Annotated in this window: 16 protein-coding genes; 6 read left to right on the top strand and 10 right to left on the bottom strand. The window is 67.1% G+C overall.

The features are described 5' to 3' along the window. Positions 1 to 270: 270 nt before the first annotated feature. Complete coding sequence (locus ACV22V_RS22520) at positions 271 to 1,191, bottom strand: pyridoxal-phosphate dependent enzyme (RefSeq protein ID WP_059691150.1); 921 nt, start codon at positions 1,189 to 1,191, stop codon at positions 271 to 273. 172 nt (positions 1,192 to 1,363) lie between these two features. Here ACV22V_RS22520 and ACV22V_RS22525 point away from each other — a divergent pair, with 172 nt between their 5' ends. Together ACV22V_RS22525 and ACV22V_RS22530 are read left to right on the top strand one after the other, a co-directional pair. Continuing rightward, the gene (locus ACV22V_RS22525) at positions 1,364 to 2,275 is read left to right on the top strand and encodes a LysR family transcriptional regulator (protein WP_448015587.1); all 912 of its coding nucleotides are present in this window, start codon (positions 1,364 to 1,366) and stop codon (positions 2,273 to 2,275) included. A gap of 476 nt (positions 2,276 to 2,751) precedes the next feature. After that, positions 2,752 to 3,957 (top strand): MFS transporter, encoded by a 1,206-nt coding sequence (locus ACV22V_RS22530; RefSeq protein ID WP_059523533.1) that lies wholly within the window; start codon positions 2,752 to 2,754, stop codon positions 3,955 to 3,957. Between the two features lie 61 nt (positions 3,958 to 4,018). On the opposite strand, the gene ACV22V_RS22535 is transcribed toward ACV22V_RS22530, so the two are convergent. From ACV22V_RS22535 to ACV22V_RS22575, 9 genes are all read right to left on the bottom strand, one after another. Further along, positions 4,019 to 5,449, bottom strand: coding sequence for a purine-cytosine permease family protein (locus ACV22V_RS22535; protein WP_059523535.1), 1,431 nt, complete (start codon positions 5,447 to 5,449; stop codon positions 4,019 to 4,021). A 315-nt stretch (positions 5,450 to 5,764) separates the two neighbouring features. Further along, positions 5,765 to 6,442 carry an SOS response-associated peptidase family protein gene (locus ACV22V_RS22540; protein WP_448015588.1) on the bottom strand — a complete coding sequence of 226 codons (678 nt, stop codon included), beginning with the start codon at positions 6,440 to 6,442 and terminating at the stop codon, positions 5,765 to 5,767. Positions 6,443 to 6,574: 132 nt separating this feature from the next. Further along, positions 6,575 to 7,204 carry an NAD(P)H-binding protein gene (locus ACV22V_RS22545; protein WP_059702074.1) on the bottom strand — a complete coding sequence of 210 codons (630 nt, stop codon included), beginning with the start codon at positions 7,202 to 7,204 and terminating at the stop codon, positions 6,575 to 6,577. 162 nt (positions 7,205 to 7,366) lie between these two features. After that, positions 7,367 to 8,758, bottom strand: coding sequence for a dihydrolipoyl dehydrogenase (lpdA, locus tag ACV22V_RS22550; RefSeq protein ID WP_448015589.1), 1,392 nt, complete (start codon positions 8,756 to 8,758; stop codon positions 7,367 to 7,369). A gap of 5 nt (positions 8,759 to 8,763) precedes the next feature. After that, positions 8,764 to 10,101 (bottom strand): dihydrolipoamide acetyltransferase family protein, encoded by a 1,338-nt coding sequence (locus ACV22V_RS22555; RefSeq protein WP_448015590.1) that lies wholly within the window; start codon positions 10,099 to 10,101, stop codon positions 8,764 to 8,766. A 1-nt stretch (position 10,102) separates the two neighbouring features. Beyond that, positions 10,103 to 11,146: an alpha-ketoacid dehydrogenase subunit beta gene (locus ACV22V_RS22560; protein WP_059465554.1), complete on the bottom strand. Its 1,044-nt coding sequence runs from the start codon at positions 11,144 to 11,146 to the stop codon at positions 10,103 to 10,105. Between the two features lie 2 nt (positions 11,147 to 11,148). Continuing rightward, a complete protein-coding gene (locus ACV22V_RS22565; protein WP_059702082.1) occupies positions 11,149 to 12,381 on the bottom strand; it encodes a 3-methyl-2-oxobutanoate dehydrogenase (2-methylpropanoyl-transferring) subunit alpha in 1,233 nt (410 codons plus the stop codon). A gap of 406 nt (positions 12,382 to 12,787) precedes the next feature. Next, complete coding sequence (locus ACV22V_RS22570) at positions 12,788 to 13,414, bottom strand: flavin reductase family protein (protein ID WP_448015618.1); 627 nt, start codon at positions 13,412 to 13,414, stop codon at positions 12,788 to 12,790. Between the two features lie 357 nt (positions 13,415 to 13,771). Further along, complete coding sequence (locus ACV22V_RS22575; RefSeq protein ID WP_448015591.1) at positions 13,772 to 14,809, bottom strand: lipase family protein; 1,038 nt, start codon at positions 14,807 to 14,809, stop codon at positions 13,772 to 13,774. Positions 14,810 to 15,245: 436 nt separating this feature from the next. Between ACV22V_RS22575 and ACV22V_RS22580 the strand changes: the two genes are divergently transcribed. From ACV22V_RS22580 to ACV22V_RS22595, 4 genes are all read left to right on the top strand, one after another. After that, complete coding sequence (locus tag ACV22V_RS22580) at positions 15,246 to 15,803, top strand: hypothetical protein (protein WP_059523553.1); 558 nt, start codon at positions 15,246 to 15,248, stop codon at positions 15,801 to 15,803. Positions 15,804 to 16,675: 872 nt separating this feature from the next. Beyond that, positions 16,676 to 17,701 carry a LacI family DNA-binding transcriptional regulator gene (locus ACV22V_RS22585; protein ID WP_059691141.1) on the top strand — a complete coding sequence of 342 codons (1,026 nt, stop codon included), beginning with the start codon at positions 16,676 to 16,678 and terminating at the stop codon, positions 17,699 to 17,701. A gap of 64 nt (positions 17,702 to 17,765) precedes the next feature. Then, positions 17,766 to 18,794, top strand: a complete 1,029-nt coding sequence (locus ACV22V_RS22590; RefSeq protein WP_059523556.1) for an ABC transporter substrate-binding protein — start codon at positions 17,766 to 17,768, stop codon at positions 18,792 to 18,794. A 16-nt stretch (positions 18,795 to 18,810) separates the two neighbouring features. Further along, positions 18,811 to 19,635, top strand: a complete 825-nt coding sequence (locus ACV22V_RS22595) for an ABC transporter permease (protein WP_448015592.1) — start codon at positions 18,811 to 18,813, stop codon at positions 19,633 to 19,635. Positions 19,636 to 19,637 lie beyond the last annotated feature (2 nt).

Here is a 19,637-nt window from a genome sequence, read left to right on the forward strand (position 1 = left end):
GAGACCATCTCTCCGCGTCGTGCGCCCGTCGCGCACGGCGCGCCATGTGCGCCCTTCCCCGACGCCTCACTTGATCGTCGTACACCCGAAGGCCGGTTGCGCATGCGCGCCGTGACGTGACCGGCGATCGAGCGCAACCCGTCGCGACGAACCACACGAATCCCGACTCCCGCCGACGCCCGCGATCATTCCCGCCGCGCGATCACGCCGTCGTTACGTCTTCACCCCCGCAGCGCCGCCCGGCCGCGCCGCGGCACGCGCACTGGCGCGTTACCGCAACGTCGCGTTCAGCGCCTGCAACTGCTCGACCGTCGCCGTCACGCCGCCGCACACGATCACCGCGATTTCCGACGCCGAAGCAAGCGCAGGCACCGACTGTTCGAGCGCGGCCAGCGCGGCGCCGCACGCCGGCTCGACGACGATCCGGTGCTCGTCCACGAACCGCAGCGACGCAGCCACCGCCTGCGCATCCGACACGACGACCGGATGGATCGCATGCCGCTTCGCCCACTCGACCGCCGCATCGCACGGCCGCTTCGCGCCGAGCGACGTCGCGATGCTCGTGATCGCCGGCAAGTCGACCGCATGCCCCTGCGCGACCGAGCGCGCGTAGCTGTCCGCGCCTTCCGTCCCGACCGCGACGACCGGCACGTCGTGCCAGCCGTTGCGTGCGAGCCCCTCGAGGACGCCGCACAGCAGCCCGCCGCCGCCGACCGCGAGCACGACCGCGTCGGGTTTCGGGCCGGCCGCCGCCATCTCGTCGATCATCGTCGCGTGCCCCTGCCACAGCACGGGGTCGTCGAACGGATGCACGAACGCGTCCTGCGCGCCGACGGCCGACAGCGCGTACGCGTTCGCCTCGGCCCAGCTTGCGCCGTGCACGACCACCTCCGCGCCCTCCGCGCGGATCAGCGCCCGCGCGCGGGCCGACGCGGTTTCCGGCACGGCGACGAGCACCGGCACGCCGAGCTCGCGACCGCAATACGCGACCGCGATGCCCGCATTGCCGCCCGACGACGACACGAACCGGCGCGCGCCGGCCGCATGCCGCGCTTCGCACACCGCGCCGATGCCGCGCAATTTGAATGAACCGGACGGCTGCAGCGCGTCGAGCTTCAATCGGATGTTCTTGCCGAGACGGCGCGACGCGATTTGCGAGCGGACATAGGGGGTCGGGATATGAAGCGGCATGGTGCGGGACACGGTCGGGACAAAGGGAACGCACGCGGCCCGCGAACAGGCCCGGCAACGTCGATCATCGTACGGCACGCCCGCCATGCTTTTCCAATACCATCGGATGGTGCTTGCCATGCTTGGCAGGCATATCCGCCGAATCAACGCCGACAACGGGAGTCGACATCGCATGCGCCAGATCGAACTGCGTCACCTGCGTTACTTCGTGGCCGTCGCGCAAGCCGGCAGCGTGATGGCCGGCGCCCGCGCGGCCGGCATCGTCCAGCCCGCGCTGTCGCGGCAGATCCGCGAGCTCGAGGATGCGATCGGCACGCCGCTGCTGATCCGCCGCACGACGGGCGTCACGCTGACCGCGGCCGGCGCGAGTTTCCTGCAGGATGCGACGGGCCTGCTCGCGACGTTGCAGGACAGCCGCGAGCGCGCGTTGCGCAGCGCATCCGGCCAGCTCGGCGAGCTGCGCCTCGGCGCGCTGCCGAACTGCCTGCCGCTGCCGGTCGTCGCGAACGTGCTGAAGGCGTTTCGCGACGCGTGTCCGGACGTGAAGTTGTCGATCGCGCCGATGCTGTCCGCCGAACAGGCGGCAGCGCTGATGCGCGGCCAGCTCGACGGCGGCATCATGGCGTGGCGCCAAGACGAAGCGCCGCATCTGTCGGGCGTGCGGCTGCTGAGCGACCGCTTCGTGCTCGCGATGCCCGCGCCGCCCGGCGGCCGCTTCCGCGCGCCGCGCACGCTCGCCGACGTCGCGCACGAGCCGTTCGTCTGGTTCGACGCGCAGCGCTCCGCCGCGCATCACCGCTTCCTGATGGCGCAGTGCGAACGGGCCGGCTTCACGCCGCGCATCGCGCAGGTGGGCAGCGACATCCCGACGCTGATCGGTCTCGTGGCGGCCGGCATGGGCTGCGCGTTCGTGCCGGAAAGCGCGTCGCCGACGTGCCCGCGCACGGTCCGGCTCGTCGCGCTCGACGAACTCGCGAGCCGCTTCGATATCGAGTTCGTATTCGACGGTGCGGCGGTGCCGGCGTCTCCCGTCGTTGCGCGGTTTCTCGAAGCGGTGCGCGACGCGGCCGGCCAAGCGGAATGATCGATCGCCGGCACGCGCGATCCGCGCGCCGACGGTGGATTCAGTCGGCTTCGCCGTCATCGCGCACTAAACATTGGCTCGGACAAACGAAAAATCTTTCAGATCGATAACGGACGACGCGATCACGTCGGAATTTTTAAATTGGCACCAAAAGAGGCCCTTTAACGTCATTTCGAAATGTTATGCCCCGAAATATACTGCGCCCGCATCCAACCCTCGTGCCAAAGAGAGGATGCTTTTCGCCCCGGTCACGGCCCCCTGTGACCGGGGCTTTTTTCATCGGCGAGCCGCGCCGGCGAATCGCCGAAACCGCGCCACTCGGGCCGCACACGCATGCCGGCTCGACTCCGAATTATTGACATCGAATCAAGATAATTTCGCCCGAGCGCGGCTTTTTCCGCAAAAGTAACGCAGGCACACTTCACCTGTCCGCAATGGCCCGGTGCCGTTGCCCCATGCTTGCAGGAGTTCATCGCGTGAACAGCACGACCTCTTCCCCTTCCCGCCCGGGCGGCAGCGCCGCGCTGCCGCTGCTGGCGCTTGCCGCCGGCGCGTTCGGCATCGGCACGACCGAGTTCTCGCCGATGGGCCTCTTGCCCGTGATCGCCGACGGCGTACACGTGTCGATTCCGCAGGCCGGCATGCTGATCAGCGCGTATGCGATCGGCGTGATGGTCGGCGCGCCGCTGATGACGCTGCTGCTCGCGCGCTGGTCGCGTCGCTCGGCGCTGATCGCGCTGATGTCGATCTTCACGATCGGCAACCTGTTGTCGGCCGTCGCGCCGGACTACACGACGCTGCTGCTCGCACGGCTCGTCACGAGCCTGAACCACGGCGCGTTCTTCGGGCTCGGCTCGGTGGTCGCGGCGAGCCTCGTGCCGCGTGAAAAGCAGGCCAGCGCGGTCGCGACGATGTTCATGGGCCTCACGATCGCGAACGTCGGCGGCGTACCGGCCGCGACCTGGCTCGGCCAGATGATCGGCTGGCGCATGTCGTTCGCAGCGACCGCCGCGCTCGGCCTGATCGCGATCGCCGGCCTGTTCGCCGCGCTGCCGAAGGGCGAAGCCGGCAAGATGCCGAACCTGCGTGCCGAACTGTCGGTGCTCACGCGCCCCGTCGTGCTCGGCGCGCTCGGGACCACGGTGCTCGGCGCCGGCGCGATGTTCACGCTGTACACGTATGTCGCCCCGACGCTCGAACACCTGACCGGCGCGACACCCGGCTTCGTCACCGCGATGCTCGTGCTGATCGGCGTCGGCTTCTCGATCGGCAACATCGCCGGCGGCCGCCTCGCCGACCGCTCGCTCGACGGCACGCTCATCGGCTTCCTCGTGCTGCTGATCGTGACGATGGCCGCGTTCCCGCTGCTCGCCCGCACGCATGTCGGCGCGGCGGTCACGCTGCTGGTCTGGGGTGTCGCGACGTTCGCGGTGGTCCCGCCGCTGCAGATGCGCGTGATGCGTGCCGCACACGACGCGCCGGGCCTCGCCTCGGCCGTCAACATCGGCGCGTTCAATCTCGGCAACGCGGTCGGCGCGGCAGCCGGCGGCGCGGCGATCTCGGCCGGCTTCGGCTACGCGGCGGTGCCGCTCGTCGGCGGGCTGATCGCCGCGGCCGGTCTGGCGTTGGTCGCGCTGCAGATGATCCAGCGCCGCCGCGCGCCGGTCGCCGCGAGTTCGTAAGCACGCGGCGACCCGTACGGCTGCCGGCCGGCACGACGGGCGACGCGACGCGTCAGTCAGTTCAGTGGTGAACCTCGCCGCGTTCGAGCGGCAGGATCAGGCGCTCGGGGATGCTGCGTCGCGACGCACGCGCGCCGACGTAGTACAGCCCGGCCGGCACGACGAGGCCGAGGATCCACGAGATGTCGGTGCCGCCGAGCGCGTCGACGAGCGCGCCCGTGTAGATGTGGGTCGACATGAACGGCAGCTGCACCAGGATGCCGACCACGTAGATCGTGATCGCCATCACGTTCCAGCGGCCGTAGCGGCCGTCCGGATCGGACAGCGCCGGCACGTCGTAGCGCGAGCGCGTGAAGCAGTAGTAGTCGACCAGGTTGATCGCGCTCCAGGGCGTGAAGAACGCGAGCAGGAACAGGATGAACGCCGTGAATTCCTTCAGGAACGAATGGCGGCCGGCGAGCGCGATCAGCGTCGACACGCAGATCATCCCGAAGATGTACACGAGACGGCTGCGTGACGACACCGCGCCCTTGCCGCGGAAACCGCTGACGATCGTCGCCATCGACATGAAGCTGCCGTACGCGTTGAGTGCCGTCACCGTCACCTTGCCGAACGCGATGGTGAAATACAGCAACGCAGCCACGGCGCCCGTCGAGCCGAGCCCGACGATATACGACACCTCATGGTGCGCGAACTGGCTGCCGGCCAGCGCGGCCGCGAACACGCCGAACACCATCGCCGCCTGCGCGCCGATCACCGAGCCGAGGCCCACCGCGAGGAACGTGGCGACCGACGACGTCGAGCGCGGCAGGTAGCGCGAATAATCGGCGACGTACGGGCCGAACGCGATCTGCCACGACGCGGACAGCGACATCGACAGCAGGAAGCTCGCGAGCGAGAAGTGCCGGTTCGCGAGCAGCGCGCCGACGTCGTGGTTCGCGAACAGCTGCGCGAACATGTAGACGAATGCGACGATGCCGACCACGCTCGCGATCCGGCCGACGAAGTGGATCGCGCGATAGCCGAACACCGTCAGCACGACGATCACGGCCGCGAACAGCAGGATGCCGGCCGCGTCGTCGACGTGCAGCAGTTGCGCGACGGCCTGCCCGGCGAGCACCGAGCCGCTGGCGGAAAAACCGATATACATCAGGCATACGAGCACGATCGGAATCATCGCGCCGTAGACGCCGAACTGCACGCGACTCGAGATCATCTGCGGCAAGCCGAGTTGCGGCCCCTGCGCGCCGTGCAACGCCATCACCGCGCCGCCGACGAGCTGGCCGAGCAGCAGCGCGACCAGCGACCAGAACACGTCGCCGCCGAGCACGACCGCCAGCGCCCCCGTGACGATGGCCGTGATCTGCATGTTCGCCGACAGCCACAGCGTGAACTGGCTCAACAGGCCGCCGTGGCGTTCGGCGTCGGGAATGAAATCGATCGAGCGTACCTCGATCAGACCACCGGCTTTTCCACTGGGATTCGTTGACACGGGAAAATCTCCAAGATACTGAGGATCGCAAACGGTTTGGACGAGACGGGGAACGTGCCGAGCCGCCCTTTCGACTCGTCGGGTGCGGCGCGCCGTGAATCGCCGGGACACGCGCCAAGCACGGTCCGCACGCGGGCGCGCAGCCGGCACGCCCCGTGGCCGACAGTGCCAGCGGATGATCTTGTATATACAACCAGGCAGATATCGGTGATTACCCGGTGTCCGGCAGCTTTCCGGATCGTCCGGGAAAGCGGAGCGCATCCGGCGATCGGAGGTGTCGGTCGACCGTATGAGAAATGCAGGGAAAACGAAAACTCAGGCGCCGGCGGGCGACGCCTGCTCGGGTGCGGCGACCATGTCGCCGGCGGGAAGGAGCGTCAGCATGCGCCGCGCGGCCTCGATGTCGCGCGCGTGCAGCCATTCGTCGTAGTCGTCGCGGCGCAGGATCACGACGCCCCGCTTCTCGTCGCCGGGCCGATGCATGCGCGCAAACAGCGGATGATCGTCGGCATTGACCGTGAGCATCGTCATGCCGATACGCTCGCGGCCGTCGACCGTTTCGTAACGCCGCCAGAGGCCGGCGACGCAGCACGGTTGCCAGCCGTCGACACCGATCCGGTGCCACACGTTGCGGCCCGTTTCGTAGCACGGCTCGAAGATCCAGCGCACCGGAATCAGGCAGCGCTGACCGTTGCGCCAGGCGTTGCCGTAGAGTCGCGACGAACCGACCGTTTCCGCGCGCGCGTTCACCGTATCGAGCTTCTTTCGCTTGCGGCCGTTCTCGTCGAGACGCTCGGGCTGCATGAACTTCGGCCAGAAGCCGAACACCGCGCTGACGACCGCGAGGCCGTCGCCGTCGGCGCGCGCGATGGGTGCCGCGTAATCCGGATATACGTCGGGCTCCCACGGCTCGCGGCGAAACAGGTCGCCGATGCCGATCCTCAGCTCGCTGATACCCGGGTCTTCGTCAGGGGCGCGGTAGTGCGTGCACACGGTTGGGCAGATGATGGACGCGATGTCTTCATCGTAGGTCAGCGTGCACGTCGTATGTCCGCTTTTGCCTGGTGTGACGAAACAGTCTTACAACCGTTCGGCCCGCTTGATGGCGTCGTCGCCGGTTGCGGTTCAGGCCAACCGTTCCGATCCGATCACATGCACGCCCGGACGCGCCTCGAGCGCGGCGTCGAGCAGTGCGCGGGCAATGCGCGGCGCCGGATTCACGCGCCACTTCCGCGGCAGCAGCGGCCCGGCGACGCTCAACGCAAGCACCAGCATCCGTTCGCCGAACCGGAATTCGTCGCGGCTGCCGCCGATCAGGCCCGGCCGCACGCAGGTGAGCGACGCGAACCCGATGCCCGCGAGCGCGCGCTCGACCTCGCCCTTCACGCGGTTGTAGAAGATGCGCGAGCCCGGATCGGCGCCGAGCGCGGAATTCAGCACGTAGGTCGGCGTGCCGGACCGGTGCGCGAGACGCGCGACCGCGAGCGGATAGTCATGATCGACGCGGCGGAATGCGGCCTGCGAGCCCGCGACGCGCATCGTGGTGCCGAGCGTGCAGATCACCGCGTCGGCCTGCCACCAGTCGGCCGCCTCGGGCAGGTGATCGAAGTCGACCTCCAGCGCGCGCATCTTCGGATGCGGCGTCAACGGCCGGCGCGCGAGCACGACGACCTGGTCCACCCGCGCATCGGCCAGCGCGGCTTCAAGGACGTGACGCCCGACGAGTCCGGTCGCGCCGACGAGCAACAGTTTCATGGCAAGTCATTCCGTGTGAGGCCGGTGAATCGGCGTGGAATCGACACGATGAACGGTCCGCGCGGGAGGGTCAACCGCAACCCGCGTCCCGCCCGTCACCCGCGCACGCAAAAAAGCCCCGCCGTGGCGGGGCTTCGAGCGGCCGCGCATGCCGACGCATGCTCACACATGCAACGCATGTCCCAGCGCGCGCAACGCCGCCTCCTGCATCGCTTCGCCGAGCGTCGGATGCGCGTGGATCGTGCCGCCGATGTCTTCGAGCCGCGCGCCCATCTCGAGCGATTGCGAAAACGCCGCGGCCAGCTCCGACACGCCGCGCCCGACCGCCTGCCAGCCGACGATCAGATGCGTGTCGCGCCGCGCGACGACGCGCACGAAGCCGTCGGTCGCCTGCAGCGTCATCGCGCGGCCGTTCGCCGCGAACGGGAACGACGCGCCGATGCAGTCGACGCCAGCCGCCTTCGCATCGTCGGGCGACCAGCCGGACGTGACGACCTCGGGATCGGTGAAGCACACGGCCGGGATCGATGCCGGCGTGAACTTGCGGCGGCGTCCGGCGATCAGCTCGGCCACCATCTCGCCCTGCGCCATCGCGCGATGCGCGAGCATCGGCTCGCCGGCGACGTCGCCGACCGCCCATACGTTGCGCATCGACGTCCTGCATTCGTCATCGATGCGCAGCGCGCGACCATTGCGATCGAGCGGCAGCGATTCGAGCCCGAAGCCGTCGACGCGCGGCCGGCGGCCGACCGCGACCAGCACGCGATCGGCCGGCAGCATCTTCTCCGCGCCGTCGGGTGCCTGCACGCGCACCGCGCCGTCGCTCGCGAGGCCCAGCACCTTGTGGCCCAGCCAGAGCCCGACGCCGAGCCGCGCGAGCGAATCGGCGACCGGCTTCGCGAGTTCCGCGTCGTATGCGGGCAGCACGCGCTCGGCCACCTCGACGATGCTGACGTCGACGCCGAGCTTGCGATACACGAATCCGAGTTCGAGCCCGATGTACCCGGCGCCGACGACGACCAGCCGCTTCGGCAACGTCGCGGGCGACAGCGCCTCGGTCGACGAGACGACGTGGCCGCCGAACGGCATCGACGGCAGCGCGACCGGTTCCGAGCCCGTCGCGAGCAACAGATGCTCGCAGGCGATCCGCGTCGCGTGGTCGCCGGCCACGACGTCGACCGTCTTGCCGTCGACCACGCGCGCGTCGCCGTGCAGCACGCGCACGCCGTGCTTCTTCAGCAGCGCGCCGACGCCGCGCGTGAGCCGCTCGACGATGCCGTCCTTCCACGCGACGCTTTTCGCGATGTCGATCTCCGGCGTGCGCACGCGAATCCCGAGCATCCCGTCGCCGGCCTGCCCGCACGCCTGCTCGAACGCATCGGCGACGTGGATCAGCGCCTTCGACGGAATGCAGCCGATGTTCAGGCACGTGCCGCCGAGCCGTTCGCGCTCGACGAGCACCGTCGGAATGCCGAGCTGCCCCGCGCGAATCGCGGCGACGTAACCGCCCGGCCCGCCACCGATCACGAGCAACGTGGTGTGTTCGTTCTTCATCGTTCTCACTCCACGAACAGCAGCGCCGGACGCTCGAGCACGCCGCGCACGGCCTGGATGAATTCGGCCGCGTCCGCGCCGTCGACGACGCGATGGTCGAACGACGACGACAGGTTCATCATCTTGCGCGCGACGATCGCGCCGTCGCGGATCATCGGTCGCTCGACGATCCGGTTCACGCCGACGATACCGACCTCCGGATGGTTGATGACCGGCGTCGAGACGATGCCGCCGAGCGCGCCGAGGCTCGAGATCGTGATCGTCGAGCCGGTCAGCTCGTCGCGCTGCGCGCGGTTCGCGCGCACCGCGTCGGCGAGCCGCGCGATTTCCGCCGAGATCGACCACACGTCGCGCGCTTCCGCATGACGCAGCACCGGCACCGTGAGGCCGCCGTCCGTCTGCGTCGCGACGCCCATGTGCACCGCGCCGTAGCGCGTGACGACACCCGCTTCGTCGTCGTAGCGCGCATTGATCTGCGGGAAGTCGCGCAGCGCGATCACCATCGCGCGGATCAGCAGCGGCAGCGGCGTGAGCCGGCCGCGCGTGTCGCCGTGGCGCCGGTTCAGCTCGGCGCGCAGCGATTCGAGCTCGGTGACGTCGATCTCCTCGACGTAGCTGAAGTGCGGAATGCGGCGCTTCGCCTCCTGCATCTTGCGCGCGATCGCGCGCCGCAGGCCGATCACCGGCACGTCGGTTTCGTCGTTGCGCTCGTCGTAGCCGCGCGCTTGGGATCCGCGCGCCGCGCCGCCGCCCGTGCGCGCATACGCATCGAGGTCCGCATGCAGGATCCGCCCGGCTTCGCCGGTGCCGCGCACGTAGCGCAGCTCGATGCCCATGTCCCATGCGCGCTGGCGCACGGCCGGCGACGCGAGCGGCCGTTCGCCCGGCGCGAGTGCCGCGCGCGGCGGCACCGCGTGTTCCGCGCGGCGCGGCTCGGCCGGCGCGCGGGACGCGGCGTGCGGCGTCGCCTTCGGCGACGCATGTGTTTCGGATCCCTCATCGACGGAAGACGACTCCGCACGCACATCGACCGCCGCCGGAGGCTGCGTCGCCTCCGCGCCGGCCTCGCGCGCCTTCGCGCCCGGCTTCAGGTTGCCGTCGCCTTCGACTTCGAGACGGATCAACTCGCTGCCGACCGCCATCATCTCGCCGATCCGCCCGCCGAGCTCCAGCACCTTGCCGGCCACCGGCGACGGAATCTCCACCGCCGCCTTGTCGGTCATCACATCGGCGAGCGGCTGGTCTTCGGCGATCGTCTGCCCCGGTTGCACGTGCCAGGCCACCAGCTCGACCTCGGCAATCCCTTCGCCGATATCCGGCATCTTGATGACATGAATCCCCATCTCAGGCCTCCATCACGCGTCGCAACGCTTCGCCGACCCGGGCCGGGCCGGGGAAATACGCCCATTCCTGCGCGTGCGGATACGGCGTGTCCCAGCCCGTCGTCCGCTCGATCGGTGCTTCCAGATGATAGAAGCAGTGCTCCTGGACGAGCGACACCAACTCGGCGCCGTAGCCGCAGGTGCGCGTCGCCTCGTGCACCACCACGCAGCGGCCGGTCTTGCGCACCGACGCGACGATCGTGTCGAGATCGACCGGCCACAGCGTGCGCAGGTCGATCACTTCCGCATCGATGCCGGTCTCCTCGGCGGCAGCCAGCGACACGTGCACGGTCGTGCCGTACGTCAGCACCGTCAAGTCGTTGCCGGGCCGCACGACGGCGGCCGTATCGAGCGGCACCGTGTAATAGCCTTCCGGCACCGCGCTGCCCGGATGCTTGAGCCACGACGTGACGGGACGTTCGTGATGGCCGTCGAACGGCCCGTTGTACAGGCGCTTCGGCTCGAGGAAGATCACCGGATCGTCGTTCTCGATCGAGGCGATCAGGAGTCCTTTCGCGTCGTACGGATTCGACGGCATCACCGTGCGCAATCCGCAAACCTGCGTGAACATCGCCTCCGGGCTCTGGCTGTGCGTCTGGCCGCCGTAGATGCCGCCGCCGCACGGCATCCGGATCGTCATCGGCGCGGTGAACTGGCCCGCTGAGCGATAGCGCAGCCGCGCGCCTTCCGACACGATCTGGTCGGACGCCGGGTAGAAGTAGTCCGCGAACTGGATCTCGCAGACCGGCCGCAATCCATACGCGCCCATCCCGACCGCGGCGCCGACGATCCCGCCTTCCGAGATCGGCGCATCGAACACGCGCGACTTGCCGTACTTGGCCTGCAGGCCCTCGGTGCAGCGGAACACGCCGCCGAAGTAGCCGACGTCCTGCCCAAACACGACCACGTCGTCGTCGCGGCCGAGCATCACGTCCATCGCGGAGCGCAGCGCCTGGATCATCGTCATCGGCTGCGCCGATGCCGTCGTCGTTTCATGTTGCGCCATGATCACGCTCCCAGTTCCTGGCGCTGACGGCGCAGATGCGCGGGCAGCTCCTTGTACACGTCGTCGAACATCGAGGCCGGCGACGGAATCCGGTCGTCGGCCAGCGTCCCGAACTTCTCCGCTTCCTTCTGCGCGGCGATCACCTCGGCTTCCAGCTCGGCCGTGAGCGCGTCGTGCGCGCTGTCCGACCAGATGCCCTTCGCGATCAGGTGCTGCTTGAAGCGCGCGATCGGATCGCCGAGCGGGAAATGGGCCCAGTCGTCGGCCGGCCGGTATTTCGTCGGATCGTCCGACGTCGAGTGCGCGCCGGCACGATAGGTCACCCACTCGATCAGCGTCGGGCCGAGATTGCGGCGCGCGCGTTCGGCCGCCCAGGTCGATGCCGCGTAGATCGCGAGGAAGTCGTTGCCGTCGACGCGCAGCGAAGCGATGCCGCAGCCGACGCCGCGCCCGGCGAACGTCGTCCCCTCGCCGCCCGCGATCGCCTGGAACGTCGAGATCGCCCACTGGTTGTTGACGACGTTCAGCACGACCGGCGCGCGATACACGTGCGCGAACGTCAGCGCGGTGTGGAAGTCGGATTCCGCGGTCGCGCCGTCGCCGATCCATGCGGACGAGATCTTCGTGTCGCCCTTGATCGCCGACGCCATCGCCCAGCCGACCGCCTGGATGAACTGCGTCGCGAGGTTGCCCGAGATCGAGAAGAAGCCGGCTTCGCGGTCCGAATACATGACCGGAAGCTGGCGCCCCTTCAACGGGTCGCCTTCGTTCGACATCAACTGGCAGATCATCCGTTCGAGCGACACGTTGCGCGCGATCAGGATGCTTTGCTGGCGGTAAGTCGGGAAGCACATGTCGCCGTGACGCAGCGCCATCGCATGCGCGGCGCCGATCGCCTCCTCGCCGAGGCTCACCATGTAGAAGGAGATCTTCTTCTGACGCTGCGCGATCATCATGCGCGCGTCGAAGATGCGGGTCTTGAGCATCGCGCGCATCCCGGCGATCAGACGCGCATCGTCGAGGTCCGGCGCCCACGGGCCGAGGGCTTCGCCGTGGTCGTCGAGCACGCGCACCAGGCTGCGGGCGAGATGGGCGGTGTCCGCCGGCGCAACGTCGATCGGCGGGCGGCGAACCGCGCCGGCCGGCGATAGATGCAGATAGGAAAAATCCGTCTTGCAGCCCGGACGCCCGGTGGGCTCCGGCACATGCAGACGCAATGGCTCTGACAGGCTCATCGTGTCGTCTCCACGCTCGATTGTGTCTCACGCTGATGGAAGCGCGCGGCCGGTTGCCGGCTCACGCGCGAGCTGGCGCGCGGATAAGCACGCCAACCTTGGAAATCTATGCCTTATGGCGCGAAACGTCGATGACCAACCCGCTCGCTCCGGATGAGCAGATTTGCCATGGCGGATGTCGACGGACGATCGATGGCGGCGGCGGCGCGAACGCAGGTCGCCCGTGCTGCGCTGCGTCAGCGGCCGATGGAGCGCGCGTAACGAGCCGGACCGATCGGTACACGCCGGTCATGTCGGACGATACGAAGCAAAAGACCTCGCGAAATCCTGGATCCCGGCGAGGTCTCGGTGCGTCGGGGCGCTTCCGCGCCCGCTGGGCCGGCCGGCTGGCCCGGCGGGCGATGAATCACGCGTCGGGACGCGCGATGTCGAAGCGGCTGTCGGGCGTCACGTGCGCGTAGGCCGACGGGCCGCCGGCGCGCAGGATGATGCCGGCGCCGAACGTGTCGAAGACGCCGTCCTTCAGCAGGTCATGACGAATATGCACGGCGATGACCTCGCCGAGCACCAGCGTCGCCGGCGTCTCGACGCCGCGATGATCGCGCAGCCGGATCACGTCGGTCACCTTGCATTCGAAGTTCACGCCGCTTTGCGCGACGCGCGGCACGTCGACGAGGCGCGACGGAATCGCGGTCAGCCCGCCGAGTTCGAATTCGTTGACGCCATACGGCACCGCGGCACAGGTCTGGTTCATCCGCTCGGCAAGGTCGCGCGTCGCGAGGTTCCAGACGAATTCGCCGGTTTCCTGCACGTTGCGCAGGCTGTCCTTCGCGGCGGTGCTCGAAAAGCCGATGATCGGCGGACGATAGTTGAACGCGTTGAAGAAGCTGTACGGCGCGAGGTTGACCGTGCCGTCGGCGCCACGGGATGAAATCCAGCCGATCGGACGCGGGCCGATGATCGCGTTCAGCGGGTCGTGCGGGAGGCCGTGGCCTTGTGCGGGTTCGTAATAGTGGTAGGTGGAATCGAGCATGGCGAGTGGCGTTGCGGCGGGGATATCCATTCGGGTCAATCGTATCCCGATGGTAAGCGAAGCGCTTGTCGCACTCGCACGGCGATGGCACCGCGTCCTGTCCGGCATGCTCGTGACGGCATCCTCCATCGAATCGCCTCCGCGCCCGGCGCGCGACGGAAATATCCGTTTGCGATCCGTCCTCGTGCAAACCCGCCGTGCCCCGCAGGAACCGGAAACAACAAAGCCCGCCGAAGCGGGCTTTGACATCGCGATTCATTTCACCCAGCCGTTTGCCTCGCGCAAATTTCCGCTTGCGCGCGACACCTGGTGCGGGCCTCGTTCGCGCTCATGCGCTGCCCAGGACTCGTGCAACCCTCAGCGGTTTATTGGCGACGCCACTTGGCCGGGGCCCGGCCCGGGAATGTCGATGTCGGAGAGTGCCATATCCAGGCAGGTCATGTACTCGTAGATATGCTGATAGCCGACTTGCGTCGAGAAATCCCGGATGTGTCCATTCACCGTACCGTCAAGCCGGTACTGCATCGCGGTCGTCACCGATGCCGAGAGATCGGACGTTCCCCATTGCGCGTAATCCAGGGGCCGGGTCTTCAGGAAAACCGCATCGACGGCAATCTTCGTATCGAGTGGGGTATCCAGCCCCGCATCGCTGTAGACATCCTTCACATGCAGAATGGTGTCCGCATTCCATGCCATCGGAACGATATCCCGCGCATTGAACACGCGCACCGCACGATCCCGCATTTGCCGGTTGAAATAGTCGGCAAATGCCGCATTGCCCGCTGTCGGGGCCGCAAATGTCTGGCAGTTGTACGTATGGGCCTGCAAGCCACTCTGATGCTTCAGGTACAACACGATCGCGGATGCCAGGGCGCCTCCGAGGCTGTGCCCGATGACGTTGACCACCGACGTTGGCGGCACGCTCCTCAGGAAGTCTGCGAGCTTCACGCGACTTGAATCCGGCGTGTCCAGTACGAAAAACAGCGCTCCGTTGGTACCCGCCGATATGCGTGCGTCGGGCGGGCAGTCCGGCACATACGCGCTGAACGGCTCAAGGGTGCTAAACGAAAAGTCGCCCAGGAGATCGAGCGCAGATTTGAAATTGGTGCCGCTCGTCACCACCGAATATTCGCCGGTGGCGGTCGATTGCAAGACGGCCGTGATATTGGCGGCGTAGCCATCGGTCTTGTCGTATACGATCGCAGGCCCCCAAACGATCTGGAACTGATCGTTCCGGGTCATCCGCGATCCGTTCAGGCGATCCACGATGATCTTTTTCACCTGCGGGGCTGTCGGCTGCGGGATGCCGTGACCGAATTTGTCCGTCGCCGCGTTGTTCAGCACATAGGCCAACGTGAGGTTGACCTGCATTTGCCCGAGTTTGCTGGATGTCATGGTTCGTCGCCTCGTCGTCGCACTGCGGAAGGGAATCATTGCGAGTAACGCCGGTTCCTGGCCGCTTGCGCCGGCGCGAATGCAATTGGATGCGCAACGGCGGTTCTTTAAATACGGGCGGTACAGGTTCGCAATAATTACGCAAATAATGGCGCACGCAGTACAGCGAAACAACCTGTCGATATTGGCAGGTGCCATTCGGTCATTTCAGCATTTTCGGATTCACTTCAAAACCGGACCCTATTTTCGCTTCATTAATTCAGCGCCGTCAAATCGGCGATCGCCGTTTCAGATAACTGCATCGCCATCGGGATATTTTCGATAACTGAATAAATTGGCGCGAACACGTAACATCGCTTATGTCTGAAGAATTTTCGACTAGAATTCGATCCGACGCGGCCACGTCGAACATCGTGTGACAACTCGGAGAACAACGATGGCAGACTACCTGAAGTACGGCGATGTGATTCGACTCACCAACGGCTACAGTGGCAATTGGAAAGGCGGCTACCTGTGCGTGGGCGGCCCTTCCCATATTGATGGCGGCCAGGATTATGTGGGGACGGTTTCGTCGCTCAGCGGAAATGAAACTGCAACGCAGTGGATTATCGTGTCGCCGCTCAACCAGAAACCGAAGGGGCAAAATGTCCTGAGTTGCGACCAGATTCTGCTTCAGAGCGCCAAGGACAATAGCTTTCTGGCGCTATTCAACAACAACGCAAATAACGGCCAAAATCTCGACGTCGCTACATCAGGCGGCCTGGGCGGCACCGGATCCGTCGCCTGGCATATTTTCATTCGTTCGAACCCCCAGAACGATCCGCAACTGATTACTGAAGACCAGCTCTTTTTGCTGAATTCATTCAATAACGGCACCGGATTCCTGGATACACGGGGCGAAGGTCGATCCGGCTTCCTGTACAACGTTTCGGCTTCGTTGCTGGTCGATCGAGAAGGGAGCGGTAGCGGTGCTTGGATGATCACGCGCGGTTAGGCGTCCAGCCTCGGTCCCATTTGCAACGACATTGGGCCGAGGCGCCATCCCGGCGGTACGCCAATCCGGCGTCAACGGCGATGCTTGCCGGCGACAGCTACAGCGGGATGATGGAGTTGGCGGGTGATCGAACCGGAGGAGAAACGGCTGGCGTGCACGCAATGGCTCGGCCCATGCCGCCTGACCGGACGAGTGTCAGCAAATACATATGGTGCCGGGGACCGGACTCGAACCGGCAAGCCAATCAAGGCGGCGGATTTTCGTCACACTGCTTCTTTCAAAGCCGGCGTCGTCGAAACGAAGCCGTTCGTGCGCTGGACTATGCCTTCGCCGTCGCGCGCGGGCGTGATCGCCGCCCGTGCGCCTTAGGCGCCCCCCGTCTAGTCTCTACACCTTCCTCGCTTGAGCTGTACCGCGAGGCTTGGCTCGGCGTTGCCTCGATACGCGTCGCGCGTCAGGGGTTTCGCCGAATTTGAAGGGTTCTGCACCGACCGTTTCCGGCCGGGCACTCAATCGTTTAAGTCCGCTATGTTTACCAATTTCATCACCCCGGCAAAAGGGCGGACGCGATTCTACCATTGCTTGCACATGCGTTAGCTGATTCACGCGCATTGCACCGCAACGCAGCATGTCGGCCCGCACCGTCCGCGCCCCGATTCATCCGCCGTCGTCGACATCGACGCGATACCTTCATCGATTTCGTCCCGCGCCGCAGCATCCGCCGATACAATCGAATCCGTCCCGCTCGCCGGGCGTCAAACGTCTGAGGTTTGTATCGTGTTTCTTGCGAAACAAACGGCTCAGACGTCATCGCGAAGTCACAAACGTTTTCGATAATTTTCCCGCCGAAAACGTTTACATCGCGTAACTTCATGACCCCGACCATCAAGGACGTCGCCGCGCTCGCCGGCTTCTCGATCGCCACCGTTTCGCGCGCGATCAACGCGCCGCACACCGTCAGCCCCGCCACGCTGGCGACGATCCGCACCGCCATCGACACGCTGCAGTTCCGCCCGAGCCCGCTCGGCCGGCAGTTGCGCGGCGAGCGCACGCGGCTCGTCGGCGTCGTCGTGCCGACGCTGTCGAACCCCGTATTCGCCGACTGCCTGCAAGGCATCGACGAACTCGCGACCGCGGCCGGTTTCAAGCTGATCCTGATGACGACCGAATACGACGCGGCACGCGAGCGCCATGCGATCGAGACGCTGCGCGAACAGCGCGTCGAAGGGCTGATCCTGACCGTCGCCGATGCGGACACGCATCCGCTGCTCGACATGCTCGACCGCGACGGCCCGCATTACGTGCTGATGCACAACGACACGCAACGCCGCCCGTCGGTGTCGGTCGACAACCGCCGCGCCGCCTATGACGGCGTCCGTCTGCTGACCGCGCGCGGCCATCGCCGCGTGCTGATGCTGGCCGGCTCGCTCGCCGCGTCGGATCGCGCACGCCAGCGCCATCTCGGCTACGCGCAGGCACTCGAGGAAGCCGGCGTCGCGACACTGCCGCCGGTCGAAGTCGACTTCAACGCGGCCGAGTTGCCCGACGCGGTGCTCGCGCACCTCACCGCGCAGGCCACGCGTCCGACCGCCCTCTTCTGCAGCAACGACCTGCTCGCGATGGTCGTCATGCGCGGCCTGCGTCGCGCGGGCTTCTCGATTCCCGACGACCTGTCGGTGCTCGGCTTCGACGGCATCGCGATCGGCGAGTTGCTCGCGCCGCCGCTCGCGAGCGTCGCGACGCCGAACCAGGACATCGGCCGCCATGCATGGCAGCGCCTCGTCGAATGCATCGGCGGCGCGACGATCGAGCGCACGTCGCTGATCCTGCCGCACACGGTACGCGACGGCGCGACGGTCGCGCCGCCGGCAGTCGACCTTCAGTTTCACCAAGCCTGAACGCGCGCGCCGCGCCAGCGTGCGCGGTGCGGCGACATACCCTTACCCCGCCCGGAGACCCACCGTGTCCTTTCGCCTGACCTCGCTGCTGCGCGTGCTCGCGGCACCCATCGCCTGCGCCGCGCTCGTCGCGTTCGCACCCGCTGCCCACGCCGACGAAACCGCGATCTGCTACAACTGCCCGCCCGAATGGGCCGACTGGGCCGCGCAGATCGCGGCGATCAAGCAGAAGACCGGCATCCGCGTGCCGTTCGACAACAAGAACTCCGGCCAGGCGATCGCGCAACTGATCGCCGAGCAGAAGAGCCCGGTCGCCGACGTCGTCTATCTCGGCGTGTCGTCGGCATTCCAGGCGAAGGACAAGGACGTGATCGCGCCGTACAAGCCCGCGCACTGGAACGACATCCCCGCGAACCTGAAGGACCCGCAGGGCTACTGGTTCGCGATCCACTCGGGCACGCTCGGCTTCTTCGTGAACAAGGACGCGCTCGACGGCAAGCCGGTCCCGCGCTCGTGGGCCGACCTGCTGAAGCCCGAATACAAGGGCATGGTCGGCTACCTCGATCCGTCGAGCGCGTTCGTCGGCTATGCGGGCGCGGTCGCCGTCAACCAGGCGCTCGGCGGCAGCCTCGACAACTTCAAGCCGGCGCTGGACTGGTTCCGCAAGCTGAAGGCCAACGCGCCGATCGTGCCGAAGCAGACCGCGTATGCGCGCGTGCTGTCCGGCGAGATTCCGATCCTGCTCGACTACGACTTCGACGCGTATCGCGCGAAGTACAAGGATCACGCGAACGTCGAGTTCGTGATTCCGAAGGAAGGCACGATCGCGGTGCCGTACGTGATGAGCCTCGTCAAGGGCGCGCCGCACGATGCGAACGGCAGGAAGGTGCTCGACTTCGTGCTGTCCGACGAAGGCCAGAAGCTGTGGGCCAACGCATACCTGCGTCCGGTGCGCGCGCAGACGCTCGGCGCCGACGTCGCCGCGAAGTTCCTGCCGGCGAGTGAATACGCCCGGGCGAAATCGGTCGACTTCGGCAAGATGGCGGCCGGTCAGCAAGCGTTCGGCCAGCAATACCTGCAGGTGATGCAGTAAGCGCCGGACTCAAGCCATGCTCGACCTGACTTTTCCGCTGCGCTGGCGCGTCGCGCTCGTCGCGCCGGCGCTCGCGGTGTTCGCCGCGTTCTGGCTGCTGCCGATGGCGGCACTCGTGCGGGTGTCCGCCGACGGCGCCTTCCTCACGCAGTACGGGGCGCTGCTCGGCAACGCGCGCTACATGAAGAGCCTCGGCGAAACGGTCGCGTTGTCGGGCGGCGTCACGCTCGCGACGCTCGCGCTGTCGACGATCTCGGGCCTGCTGCTCGCGCGCCGCGAATTCGCCGGCAAGCGCGTGCTGCTCGCGCTGCTCACCTTTCCGCTTGCATTCCCGGGCGTCGTGGTCGGCTTCATGGTGATCATGCTCGCCGGCCGGCAAGGGCTGATCGGGATGCTGTCCGCGAAGCTGACCGGCGACAAGTGGGTGTTCGCGTATTCGGTCGCCGGGCTGTTCGTCGGCTACCTGTACTTCTCGATTCCGCGCGTGATCGTCACGGTGATCGCGGCCGCGTCGAAGCTCGACGCGTCGCTCGAGGAAGCGGCGCGCTCGCTCGGCGCGTCGCCGTGGCGCATCTTCGTCGACATCGTGCTGCCGGCGCTCGCGCCGGGCCTGATCGCGGCCGGCGCGATCTGCTTCGCGACCGCGATGGGCGCGTTCGGCACCGCCTTCACGCTCGCCACCGACCTGAACGTGCTGCCGATGACGATCTACACCGAGTTCACGCTGAACGCGAACATCGCGACGGCGGCCGGCCTGTCGATCGTGCTCGGCATCGTCACCTGGGCCGTGCTCGCGCTCGCGTGCCGTTTTACCGGCCACACCGCCGCCGCCGCGGCCTGAGG

Source organism: Burkholderia sp. AW33-5, assembly GCF_053427615.1.

Coding starts and splice junctions, on each gene's coding strand:
- ACV22V_RS22570 (WP_448015618.1), bottom strand. CDS start 13,414: ATGCTCGATTCCACCTACCACTATTACGAACCCGCACAAGGCCACGGC.
- ACV22V_RS22545 (WP_059702074.1), bottom strand. CDS start 7,204: ATGAAACTGTTGCTCGTCGGCGCGACCGGACTCGTCGGGCGTCACGTC.
- lpdA (WP_448015589.1), bottom strand. CDS start 8,758: ATGAAGAACGAACACACCACGTTGCTCGTGATCGGTGGCGGGCCGGGC.
- ACV22V_RS22585 (WP_059691141.1), top strand. CDS start 16,676: ATGACCCCGACCATCAAGGACGTCGCCGCGCTCGCCGGCTTCTCGATC.
- ACV22V_RS22575 (WP_448015591.1), bottom strand. CDS start 14,809: ATGACATCCAGCAAACTCGGGCAAATGCAGGTCAACCTCACGTTGGCC.
- ACV22V_RS22595 (WP_448015592.1), top strand. CDS start 18,811: ATGCTCGACCTGACTTTTCCGCTGCGCTGGCGCGTCGCGCTCGTCGCG.
- ACV22V_RS22525 (WP_448015587.1), top strand. CDS start 1,364: ATGCGCCAGATCGAACTGCGTCACCTGCGTTACTTCGTGGCCGTCGCG.
- ACV22V_RS22560 (WP_059465554.1), bottom strand. CDS start 11,146: ATGGCGCAACATGAAACGACGACGGCATCGGCGCAGCCGATGACGATG.
- ACV22V_RS22565 (WP_059702082.1), bottom strand. CDS start 12,381: ATGAGCCTGTCAGAGCCATTGCGTCTGCATGTGCCGGAGCCCACCGGG.
- ACV22V_RS22555 (WP_448015590.1), bottom strand. CDS start 10,101: ATGGGGATTCATGTCATCAAGATGCCGGATATCGGCGAAGGGATTGCC.
- ACV22V_RS22520 (WP_059691150.1), bottom strand. CDS start 1,191: ATGCCGCTTCATATCCCGACCCCCTATGTCCGCTCGCAAATCGCGTCG.
- ACV22V_RS22580 (WP_059523553.1), top strand. CDS start 15,246: ATGGCAGACTACCTGAAGTACGGCGATGTGATTCGACTCACCAACGGC.